10 protein-coding genes are annotated in these 10,606 nt (G+C 54.9%); 4 read left to right on the forward strand and 6 right to left on the reverse strand.

Annotated features, from left to right (window positions below; all coding sequences use genetic code 11):
- The 4 genes from ABJO75_RS27980 to ABJO75_RS27995 all read left to right on the forward strand — a co-directional run.
- Positions 1-127: transposase (locus ABJO75_RS27980; RefSeq protein ID WP_333483634.1), on the forward strand; the 127-nt coding region annotated here is incomplete at its 5' end.
- 140 nt (positions 128-267) lie between these two features.
- Entirely contained in the window at positions 268-1,491 is a 1,224-nt protein-coding gene (locus tag ABJO75_RS27985; protein WP_348124068.1) for a DUF2254 domain-containing protein, read from the forward strand.
- 427 nt (positions 1,492-1,918) lie between these two features.
- On the forward strand, positions 1,919-3,160 hold the full coding sequence (locus tag ABJO75_RS27990) for a GAF domain-containing sensor histidine kinase (protein WP_348124070.1): 1,242 nt from the start codon (positions 1,919-1,921) through the stop codon (positions 3,158-3,160).
- Between the two features lie 460 nt (positions 3,161-3,620).
- Positions 3,621-5,294 carry an FAD/NAD(P)-binding protein gene (locus tag ABJO75_RS27995; RefSeq protein ID WP_348124072.1) on the forward strand — a complete coding sequence of 558 codons (1,674 nt, stop codon included), beginning with the start codon at positions 3,621-3,623 and terminating at the stop codon, positions 5,292-5,294.
- 53 nt (positions 5,295-5,347) lie between these two features.
- Here ABJO75_RS27995 and ABJO75_RS28000 read toward each other — a convergent pair whose 3' ends face one another.
- The 6 genes from ABJO75_RS28000 to ABJO75_RS28025 form a co-directional block, all read right to left on the reverse strand.
- On the reverse strand, positions 5,348-6,865 hold the full coding sequence (locus ABJO75_RS28000) for a catalase (RefSeq protein ID WP_348124074.1): 1,518 nt from the start codon (positions 6,863-6,865) through the stop codon (positions 5,348-5,350).
- A gap of 153 nt (positions 6,866-7,018) precedes the next feature.
- On the reverse strand, positions 7,019-7,216 hold the full coding sequence (locus ABJO75_RS28005) for a CsbD family protein (RefSeq protein WP_348124076.1): 198 nt from the start codon (positions 7,214-7,216) through the stop codon (positions 7,019-7,021).
- An 89-nt stretch (positions 7,217-7,305) separates the two neighbouring features.
- A complete protein-coding gene (locus tag ABJO75_RS28010) occupies positions 7,306-7,491 on the reverse strand; it encodes a PLDc N-terminal domain-containing protein (protein WP_348124078.1) in 186 nt (61 codons plus the stop codon).
- Positions 7,492-7,743: 252 nt separating this feature from the next.
- Positions 7,744-9,180: a UdgX family uracil-DNA binding protein gene (locus ABJO75_RS28015; protein WP_348124080.1), complete on the reverse strand. Its 1,437-nt coding sequence runs from the start codon at positions 9,178-9,180 to the stop codon at positions 7,744-7,746.
- Positions 9,180-10,400: a putative DNA modification/repair radical SAM protein gene (locus ABJO75_RS28020; protein WP_348124082.1), complete on the reverse strand. Its 1,221-nt coding sequence runs from the start codon at positions 10,398-10,400 to the stop codon at positions 9,180-9,182. The genes ABJO75_RS28015 and ABJO75_RS28020 overlap by 1 nt, the downstream gene beginning before the upstream one ends.
- Positions 10,401-10,480: 80 nt before the next feature.
- The coding region (locus tag ABJO75_RS28025; protein WP_333483634.1) for a transposase at positions 10,481-10,606 on the reverse strand (126 nt) is incomplete at its 5' end.

A 10,606-nucleotide genomic window follows, 5' to 3' on the forward strand; every position in this document is an offset into this window, starting at 1 on the left:
CAATCGCATCGAGATCATGTTCGGCAGGTTGAAAGATTGGAGACGGGTCGCGACCCGATACGACAGGTGCCCGAAGGTCTTCCTCTCCGCAATCGCGCTAGCGGCAACCGTCATCTATTGGCTATGAGTCCTGACCCTAAATGACGCCTGCGTTCGATTTTCTGGAACCAGTTGCTTGGCCAAGAGTTTGATAGCATCATACTGCCTTTATGATTGGAAAGCATCGCTATGGCCTGGTACTTTAGTAAAGCTGCGGGTGCGCTATAGATGGAAAAACGCGCCCAGCTATGGAAGCTCGTTCAAGATGTCCGCGCCAGCTATTGGTTCCTGCCGTCCCTGCTTGTTTTGGTGGGATTGCTGCTGGCTTGGCTGACCGAATGGATCGACCTCAATCCAGAGGTGCTGCCCATCTCGCTGCCTGCAACGTTTGTAAACAGTCAAGCAGATGGCGCACGGTCAACCCTCGCTGTGATCGCGCAATCCATCATCGGCGTCACCGGAGTCATGTTTTCAATGACACTTGTAGCCGTGTCATTTGCCTCCGGCAATTTTGGGCCCCGCCTTATCGGAAATTTCATGCGCGACCGTGGCAATCAGTGGAGCCTCGGGATCCTGATTTCGACCTTTGTTTATGCCGTTGTTATTTTGAGCTCGGTGCAGGACGATCTCAACGGTGACGTCGAGGCGTTTGTGCCGCAATATTCGCTCTTGCTTGCGCTTGTCTTAACCTTGGTATGCGTTTTTACCCTGATCTTCTTTATCCACCACGTTCCAGAAACCATAAATGTCAGCCGAATTTCTGCGGGACTGGGTAATCGGCTTGAAATCATGATCCGTGAGTTAATTGACCGGGATTGCCCGGATGATACCGGGTCGGACTGGCACAAGACTTCTCCCACCTGCACAATCACCGCGACAAATTCCGGCTATATTCAAACCTGTAACATGAACCGGTTACGAAACCTTGCGACTGACAATGATCTGTTCATTCAAATGCAGCCCGATGTCGGCGATTTCGTTACGACCACTACTGTGGTCTTCGCCATCTGGTCCGCAGATGATCTAACCGAGAGGGACATCGACGCGATCAGGGCCTGCTATGCTGTCGGCACCAGCCGCACGGAAAACCAGAACCCGACATTCTTGGCAGAACAACTGGTTGAGATGGCGGCGCGTGCGCTATCGCCCGGTCTGAATGATCCATATACCGCCCAGGACTGCCTGAACCGTCTTGCCGCAGCGTTGACTGTAGCAATGACCTACCAGGGCGGGCTTGACCCGGTACAGGGTGAGCGTGTGCGTGCCCAAGATCTGACATTTGAACGTCTGTTTGCAGTGACCTTTCCCTTGTGCCGTCAATATGTTCGTGCCGATACCATGACACGTACCCATGCACTAAGCCTGCTGGATGCGCTCTACGCGGACGCCCGGCCCCGTGATAAGGGCGTTATTGAAGCAGAACGGCAGGCCCTGTCCCGATCGGACAAATAGTTATCGCGGCATCGTCGACGTGTTGACCAAACTTCCGACTGTCGATAGCGGCTTCGATTGATCTGCAAAATTTGGCGGTCGCGCCTTAAAGGCGACCGCTTCCCTCGTTCTGTGATTTCCTGCGCAATCTGGGGGGCACCATCGCTTTGCGCACAGCCTGCGCGACGATGAAGATTTACTAACCGAACACAGCATTGTGGTGAGGTATGAGACGATCCGCGTATGGGTCAGAGAATTCGAAACTTGCATTATCGCGCGCGCAAGGAGCTGAATAGGCTGCGAGCAAGACGACTCTCCTTTCATCCGTGGGTATTGCAAATCAGAGTGACCTTTTTCATATTTACACCGAAACCGTGATAGGCGATCCCGTTTTACCATTGTTCGCCATTTGGGTGTTCCGGATGGAAGCAATTACTTGGAGACAAGAATGAGCGAGAACCCATCCGTACAGCCGACCATGCAGGACCACGGTGCTTACATGGCTGGAGAGCACGATTTCCAGTCCGATATCCAGTTGCTTGCAGGCAGCGATCTTGTTGCCACTATCCTCGAAACGGTCATGCTTGCGACAAACATGCGTTTTGCAGCCGTTGCACGGGTAACAGCTGATCGCTGGGTGGCCTGCCGAACCGTGGACGAGGTTAATTTCGGCTTGGCCGAAGGTGACGAAATCGCGATCCAATCGACCTTTTGCCAGTCAGTTCAAAAAACCTCAAACAAGGTGCTCTTCAACGACGTCGCCACAGACGACGTCTATGGAAACCATCCCATCGCTGCCAAGTTCGGAGTCGTAAGTTACGCTTCGATTCCGATCCACCGCAGTGATGGCAGTTTTTTTGGTACGCTCTGCGCGATAGACACAGAGCCGCGAGACGTGAAGCATCCGCGCGTTGTGGCGATGTTAGAGATGTTCGCTGACGCCATCGGACGAAGCCTTGAGACCGAGGAACGATTGGAGGCGCAGGAACACTTGGTGGCCAAGGAACGTGAGATGGCGCAGGTTCAAGAAGAGTTCGTCGCGGTCCTTGGGCACGACCTGCGCAATCCGGTCGCGGCGCTCTACTCGGGAATTCGGTTATTGGAGAAAGAGCAATTGACCGACCTGGCGCAAGAGATCGTCCCGATGATGCGCTCCTCACTCTATCGCATGAACGAACTCATTGATAATATGATGATGCACGCCAAGGCTCGGTTGGGGAGCGGTATCCGTATTTCCTCTACTCTGGACGCCCCTTTGGCGGCGTCCATCATGCAAATTGTCGAAGAGATACGCGCGGCATCTCCAGAACTGGACATACAACTAGATCTGTCTTTCGATCAGCCCGTAAGCTGCGACGCACCGCGCGTTGCGCAGGCCATCTCAAACCTATTGTCGAATGCCGTGCGCTACGGGTCACCGGGTGCGCCCATAGTGGTGCGGGGCCTTATCGATGAACAAGGGATCGAAATCAGTGTTGCCAATAAGGGCAAAGCCGTGCCCGATGAACTGCGAGAGAACTTGATCAACCCGTTTCAGCGCGGCGCTCATGCGGGCGGAGAGGGCTTGGGGCTTGGCCTGTACATAGCGTCGAGCATTGCCCTCTCTCACAATGGTCGTATCGAGGTGACATGCGAAAACGAAACGACGACCTTTGCTTTCAAGGTGCCACTGTCGGTAGGAGCGACATGATCCTGTCAAACTACACTGAGCCGGCCGTCTTGAAGTGGTCCGCACCTGTAGTGAGGGAAGCGGAGGACCAAAGCTAGCTAACGAGAGACCCGAGCCCTAAGAGATTTTCGTGAAGTTACGGCCGGTTGAAGTTTTGATGTAGTAAGGCATGCCTCTAATTGATGCCGACAGACCGATCAGTGTGACTTAACAGACCTATAGCGTTGTAAGAAGAATTGAGCATTTGTTGCATCATTGGTTCGCGCGACAATGGCAAGGGTTGGGATTGGCACAGAACAGCCTAAGAACCTGATCCGCATGGTGTAATGTGGCCGGTCATTGCCATGACATCACAAACTCGCCCCGAATGGTGACGCTATAGGTCGCCAAACTGATCTCAATGTTCAGTTTTGTTGAATACGTTGCTATGCAAGAGAACCGGACACTCTGCGCCCTGCCCTCTCCCACAAGGACCTGACGAATGACAGATCACGTATATGACCGAACGCTCGCCATCGTTGGATTGGGCCCGCGAGGTTTGGGTGCATTGGAGGCACTTGCAGCAGACGCGATAGATCGAAAATTCAGTGTTAAGGTTGATATTTTTGATGCCACCAACGCCTTGGGGGCCGGGCCAAATTTTCACCCCGACGAAAGCGCGCTCTGCTTGTTGAATATTCCCGTGCGCGTTCTCGACATTGATCCACCTCGCATCGTTCGCGACGAAATCGCGCCCTTTGCGAAGTGGTCCAGCGCAAATTATAACCCGGACGACTTTCCGCCACGCTGCGATCTCGGTGCGTATCTTATGGCGCGTTTTAAGGCGTTGTGTGACGTGACGAAGGCGTTTTTTGACACATCACACTCTGATGTCAACGTGAGCGCAGTCAGACAGAACGACAACGGGTGGTGGGTTTCAACTGCAGACAAACAATTAGGCCCCTATGATGAGGTTCTGCTGTGCCCCGGTCAGCCCGCCACAGAGCCAGACCCGCAGTTGCAACGCTGGATGGATCATGCGCAGAAGAACGCGTTAAACCTTGTGTCGGCGTACCCTGCCAAATCCCTGTTGAGCGCAGCACACGATTGGCGCGACAAACAGGTCGCGGTGCGCGGTCTGGGGCTGTCGACACACGATGTTTTGCGAATATTGACGCTTGGGCTGTCCGGGCGGTTTGAAGATGGCAGCTATGTCAGGTCGGGGAACGAGCCGCGCAAAATCCTGCCATTTTCTCGCGATGGGCTGCCCCCTGCCCCCAAACCGGCCACCGCTGAAATTGATGCGCTGTATGATCCTTTGCCGAAAGAGGTGACACTGTTTGAAACTTCGCTTGCGGAGGCAGTTACTCAACCGCCGAAGCAGGTCCTGAAAACCGTTTGCGACGCGCTCATCATGCCCACGGCGCGCATCCTGGCCTCGTTGGGTGTGCCGCATTCTCTGGCCACGATTGAACGATGGCTGGCGATGGAACGCGAGGACCCCGGCACGCAGGACAGTCAGGAGACATCGGTCATTCTGCGTACAACCATCGAAATGGCGCACAATCGGGTGCCCCCGTCGGTGGGCTATGTGGTCGGTCAGCTTTGGCGCAAACTGCAAAACGAACTCCGCAGTGGCGTGAATAGCGCCGAGCTTTCCTCCGACGCGGCAACTGCGCTCGTCGGGTTTGACGAAGCCCTCAAGCGCTACAGCTATGGTCCGCCGGTCTCTGCCTCCGAACAATTGTTGATCTTGATTGATGATGGATTGGTCGGTCTGCAGGCCGTCGACGACCCCGACATCATGCTGGATCCCGATGGATGGCGGCTGGTTGAAGGTGACGACGCGCTGAGCACGCAGGTTATGGTTGATGCGGTCCTGCCAAGTCCCGATCTGGAACAAATCATTGATCCACTGATAAGGTGCGCGGTCGAGGGTGGGCTGATCACGCCCGTCGATGACGGGTTCGGGGCACAGACCCTCCCCGACGGAACGTTGGTCAATCGCAACGGGGATTCAAACAACGGACTGTGTTTGCTTGGTCGCTTGTCACTTGGCAGCGTGATCGCGGCGGATTCTTTGCACGATTGTTTCGGGGCATCGACGCATCGCTGGGCCAAGGGCTTTGTGGCACGTGGATTGGCTGCAAGACCGTCGCAGAGCCAAAACGAATAACCGAGACGGTGCAGGAATGTACCGCCTCGGACTGATCGTCGCTATTTGAGAGACTAGCCGCCAATGCTCTTGGCAGAGGCAAGGCCCGGCGCATCGGATGCGCCGCCAAGCTTTTCACGCACTCCGGTTTCGATCCTGTCGCCAATGTCGCCATCAATGTTGCGCCAATATTCAAACGCCCGAACGAGCACTTTTTCACTGACGCCATCCGTCAGATGCCCGACCACATTGCTCACAAGACGCTCGCGCGCGGAGTCATCCATGACCTCGCGTATGAGAACCCCAGCCTGCGACCAGTCATCGTCGTCTTCGCGCAGAGTGTAGGCCTGACGCATCATGTCGCCCTCGGTGTGCCACAGACCGGCCTCGTCGTGAGGTTCGGGCTGCGCCGACGGTCCACCGTAGGAGTTCGGCGCATAAACCGGGTCGGCCACATTGACCGTTCGCCCTTCTCCGTCTTTGGAATAGCTGTGAACCGGCGACTTGGGGCTGTTGACTGGAATGTGCTTGTAGTTCACCCCCAGCCGCGCCCTGTGCGCGTCAGAATAGGAGAAGCCCCGCGCCAGCAGCATCTTGTCAGGGGAAAGTCCAACGCCCGGCACCATGTTGTTAGGCTCAAATGCGGCCTGTTCGATCTCAGTGTGAAAATCCGTCGGGTTGCGGTTCAACGTCAGCTTGCCGACCTCGATCAACGGATAGTCGTCATGAGGCCATACCTTGGTGAGGTCAAACGGGTTGATCCGGTAGGTCTTTGCGTCCTCAAACGGCATTACCTGCCACTTCAAGGTCCAACTGGGGTGGTCGCCCTTCGCGATCGAGTCAAACAGATCACGGCGGTGGAAATCCCCATCAGAGCCGGCCAATTTATCGGCCTCGTCCTGGCTGAGGTATGCGTTGCCGTCGCCTTGATCGGTGTGAAAGTGGAATTTGACCCAGAACTTTTCTCCATCGGCATTAATCAGCGAATATGTGTGACTGGAATAGCCGTTCATCTCGCGCCATGTCCTTGGAATGCCGCGATCACCCATCAGATAGGCCACTTGATGAGCGGATTCCGGTGAGAGGGTCCAGAAATCCCACTGCATGTCGTGGTCGCGCAGATTGTTGTCGGCGCGCCGCTTCTGGCTGCGGATAAAATGTTGGAATTTCAACGGGTCGCGGATGAAGAAAATCGGTGTGTTGTTGCCAACCATGTCGAAATTTCCGTCTTCGGTATACATCTTCACCGAAAATCCGCGCGGGTCACGGCAGGTGTCAGGGCTGCCACGCTCTCCGGCCACGGTGGAAAATCGCATCACCACATCGCATTTTGCACCGGGTTGAAAAATCTTGGCCTTGGTAAAGCGAGAGACATCCTGCGTGGTTTCAAAATGGCCGAACGCCCCGGAACCCTTGGCATGTGGCTGGCGTTCAGGGATGCGCTCGCGGTTAAAATTTGCCATCTGTTCGAGCAGATAGTGGTCATTCAGGACGATAGGGCCGTCCGGACCGATGGTCAGCGAATGCTCATCACTTTGGACACGAATGCCTGCATCAGTTGTGGTCGCTGGGGCCGGTTTCTTGCGTGTCATGATGTGCCTTTCTCTGTGGATTGGTGCGGAAGCCTCTCGAAACGAACAGCATGTCACGCCAGATTGCGATCCAACCTATTTTAGCGTTTTCTGATGTCGTTTCGGCAAGGCCCGAGGCCCGGCTTCCGCTGCTTTAGCGCAGAAAATCTGCGATCAGCTGTTTTCCAGAAATGCGTCCACTTCGGCTTTCACTTCTTCTTTTGTCTTGCCGTATTTCGCCTGAAGCTTGCCTTCCAGCGCTTCGCGGTCGCCATTGATTTCCGCGATTTCATCGTCTGTCAATTCGCCCCATTTGGCCTTCACCGAGCCGGACATTTCTTTCCATTTACCTTCGATTTGGTCCCAGTTCATTTTTCTTTCCTTTCAGGTTTTTGAATCAAGTTTTCTGCGGCCCACAAAGCAGTTGTGGGCCAATCGTTGACTGTTGTGGTTGAGGTGTTTTAGGCGGCCGCTGCATTCCCACGAGGTCCAGCAAAGAACCAGATGATAAAACCAAGTACCGGCAGGATGAGAACGAGGAGCGTCCAGAGCAGCTTTGCGCCAACAGACACACGGCTCGAGAAAATGTTGATGATCGCATAAACGTCAGCGATCAGAACGAGAAGTCCGAGTATGCCATATTCCATTGAATCGATCCTTTTGCTTGCGTTTCATGAGTTCAACTTCCGAGGCAGCAATAAGTTCCATGGAGAATTACTTTTCTTCGTTCCAAGCTCTGATTGAAATAGGTATGAGCTGGATTCTAGTCAGTTGATAGCACCGCACAGGTTCCGCTACCGGCCCGAATTTGCGCTCGCACCATGGGTTCAAACCACCTTCCTAGCCAGAGAGATGTTCAAGCGCCGCATGGCCCCGGACCCATCTAACATTTTCTCTGTCTATTGGCTCGCCAATCGAGGAACAGAAGACGCAGCCAATGCCAAATCCTGAATCAGAATTTTTCGGGCGTCGGATTGCGCCGAAGGGTTTGGCAACCTCAACACATATGCAGGATGAAAGGTGATCAAGACTGGATGCCCAAACCGGCCGACTTCAAAGGTGCCTCGTCTTGTCTTGATCGCGGTCTTACTGCCAGTAAGTGAAAACGCTGCTGTCGCGCCCAGTGCAACGATGACCTTCGGCTTGGTACGCGCGATCTCTGAATCCAGCCAGAACCTGCAACTCTCAATCTCATCCCGATCTGGATTTTGATGAATGCGCCGCCTGCCTCGTATCGTGTGCTTAAAATGTTTCACGGCGTTGGTTAGGTACACCGCAGCGCGATCTAGTTCAGCGTGAGACATTGCTTCGTCAAGAATTTGCCCTGCAGGGCCAACAAAGGGCAGGCCCACCAAATCCTCCTGATCGCCGGGTTGCTCGCCAACTATCATGATGTCAGCCTTCTCTGGCCCATGCCCGGCGACGACCTGCGTCGCCTGTGCCTGCAATGTACACCTCTTACAGGCTGAGAGCGCGGCGGCCATACCTTCAGACGGGCCGTCCCAGTGCGTGCTGCGCGTCGCCGCGTCTTTCACGCGCGCCGTGCGCACGGGCGGCAAGGTCGGTGCGGCATCAGCCATAGCACGTGCCCGCGCAGGAGCGTCTGCAATCAGTTGCGGAATTGATGCGGACTCGGGCAGGTTCTTCCAGTATTTCTTGGGCATTTCAGATGTCATTGCATCTACCTTCAAACGGGCAGGATTGAAGATGTTGCAGAAATAGGTGGTCCAAAGATCCTCGTGCGCGTCAGCTTGCAGGTCGGGCTTAGGCAAATCCAATGCAAATCGAAGCGCGCCATTTTCAAATATGGCGGTCACGCCAGGCGTGACAATGCGCCAATCCATATCCGCAAAGCGATTGGCAAAGAATGCCGCTGTCGGCTCGACGGTGTTGTGTGTCGGTTCAAACCACGCGGCAAAGCTACGCCGTGGTGCCTTAGGATCACCGATCTCGCGAAAGCGCACAAACGCCTTCATCTTGTGCTGGCAGCGATGCACAGCCTTTTCCATGTTCCGCAAGGACTGCACCAAAGGGTCAGCACCGTCTTGCATCAGCCTTCGCTCGCGTTGTGCGCGGTGCAAAAAAGTGTACAGGCGATCAAATCGGTCTTTGTCGCTGTGCCATACGACTGAACGCGCCAACGAAATGAAAGATTTGGATACCGTGATGTCGTGGGCATCGATGCTGGGTGGCTGAACAACTTCATCAAACAGGCCGCCATCCGATGCGTCACCAAAGGTCACATCGTGCGGCGCTAGTCCTGCAGCCAGACATGCCCGCGCGGCGTCCCGCCAAGCTTTGTCCGCGCCTAGTCGCGGAATGATAATCCGTTGCATCAGAACAGGCTGAGTTGTTCTGGGGGTGGTGCGAACATCCCGCGCAGATCAGCGCTGTCGGTCAAGGCGCCGGGTGTCCATCCTACGGCCGTGATGAAAACACGCGCTTTTTTCAACGATACACCAAGCCGTGAAATATCTTCATAGCGCAAGCTTCGGTGACGGCGTGTTGAAAGGATGCGATTGACAGTTTTCACGCCAAACCCCGGCACGCGCAATAGGCTCTCGCGCGACGCCGTGTTGACGTCTACGGGAAAGGCTTCGCGGTGGGCCAATGCCCAAGCAAGCTTTGGGTCGATCTCCAGATCAAGGTTCCCAGCGAGTGATGTGTCGACAATTTCGTGAAGTTGGAAATCGTAAAACCGAAGCAACCAATCCGCTTGATACAACCTATGTTCGCGTCGCAAGGGCGGGCTGATCAGCGGAAGCCGCGCCGAGGCATCAGGGATGGGGCTGAAGGCAGAATAATACACACGCTTTAGTCCGTACGACCCATACAAACGCGTAGACTGGCCAAGAATTGCCGCGTCATTGGCCCCGTCCGCGCCGATGATGACCTGCGTCGATTGACCTGCGGGCGCGAACTTTGGTGGGCGCTTACCGGTATGGCTCTTATCCTTGCTGGCGGTGAGGCGCAGCTTGACGTCAGCCATGGCTTTGCGGATCTGATCAGGGCTTTTCTCAGGGGCGTATTCTTTGACGGCCTGATCTGTCGGTAATTCGACATTGATCGATAGCCGATCGGCCAGCCTCCCCGCCTCTGCAATCAGTTCGGGTGCCGCGTCAGGTATCGTCTTGAGGTGAATGTAGCCACGAAAATTTTCTTCCTCGCGGAGCTTCCGTGCGATGCGCACCATGTCTTCCATCGTCTTGTCGGGCGATTGGATAATGCCAGACGACAGAAATAGCCCCTCGATGTAGTTGCGCCGGTAGAAATCAATAGTAAGGTTCACGACCTCATCAACGGAGAACCGCGCGCGCTCCACGTTGGAAGACACGCGATTAACGCAATAGACGCAATCGTAGATGCAGAAATTGGTCATCAGTATTTTGAGCAAGCTGATGCAGCGTCCATCGGGTGCGTAAGAATGACATATGCCAGCACCGGTGTTCGAGCCCAAACCCTTGCCATCGCGGGAATCCCGCCTGGTGGAACCCGAAGATGCACATGAAGCATCATATTTCGCTGCATCACTAAGGATTGCTAGCTTTTGATCGATTGATTTTCTGGCCTTATGTTCATGATACGTTCTGCCTCAGCAAAGTTCAACCCAACTGCGGGTAACTCTAGGGTCAGGACTCATAGCCAATAGATGACGGTTGCCGCTAGCGCGATTGCGGAGAGGAAGACCTTCGGGCACCTGTCGTATCGGGTCGCGACCCGTCTCCAATCTTTCAACCTGCCGAACATGATCTCGATGCGATT

The sequence above is a fragment of the Sedimentitalea sp. genome (assembly GCF_039973035.1).
Lineage (GTDB): Bacteria > Pseudomonadota > Alphaproteobacteria > Rhodobacterales > Rhodobacteraceae > Sedimentitalea.

Excerpts from the sequence above, each read along its gene's own strand:
- ABJO75_RS27985 (WP_348124068.1), top strand. The coding sequence starts at position 268 with ATGGAAAAACGCGCCCAGCTATGGAAGCTCGTTCAAGATGTCCGCGCC.
- ABJO75_RS27990 (WP_348124070.1), top strand. The coding sequence starts at position 1,919 with ATGAGCGAGAACCCATCCGTACAGCCGACCATGCAGGACCACGGTGCT.
- ABJO75_RS27995 (WP_348124072.1), top strand. The coding sequence starts at position 3,621 with ATGACAGATCACGTATATGACCGAACGCTCGCCATCGTTGGATTGGGC.
- ABJO75_RS28000 (WP_348124074.1), bottom strand. The coding sequence starts at position 6,865 with ATGACACGCAAGAAACCGGCCCCAGCGACCACAACTGATGCAGGCATT.
- ABJO75_RS28005 (WP_348124076.1), bottom strand. The coding sequence starts at position 7,216 with ATGAACTGGGACCAAATCGAAGGTAAATGGAAAGAAATGTCCGGCTCG.
- ABJO75_RS28010 (WP_348124078.1), bottom strand. The coding sequence starts at position 7,491 with ATGGAATATGGCATACTCGGACTTCTCGTTCTGATCGCTGACGTTTAT.
- ABJO75_RS28015 (WP_348124080.1), bottom strand. The coding sequence starts at position 9,180 with ATGCAACGGATTATCATTCCGCGACTAGGCGCGGACAAAGCTTGGCGG.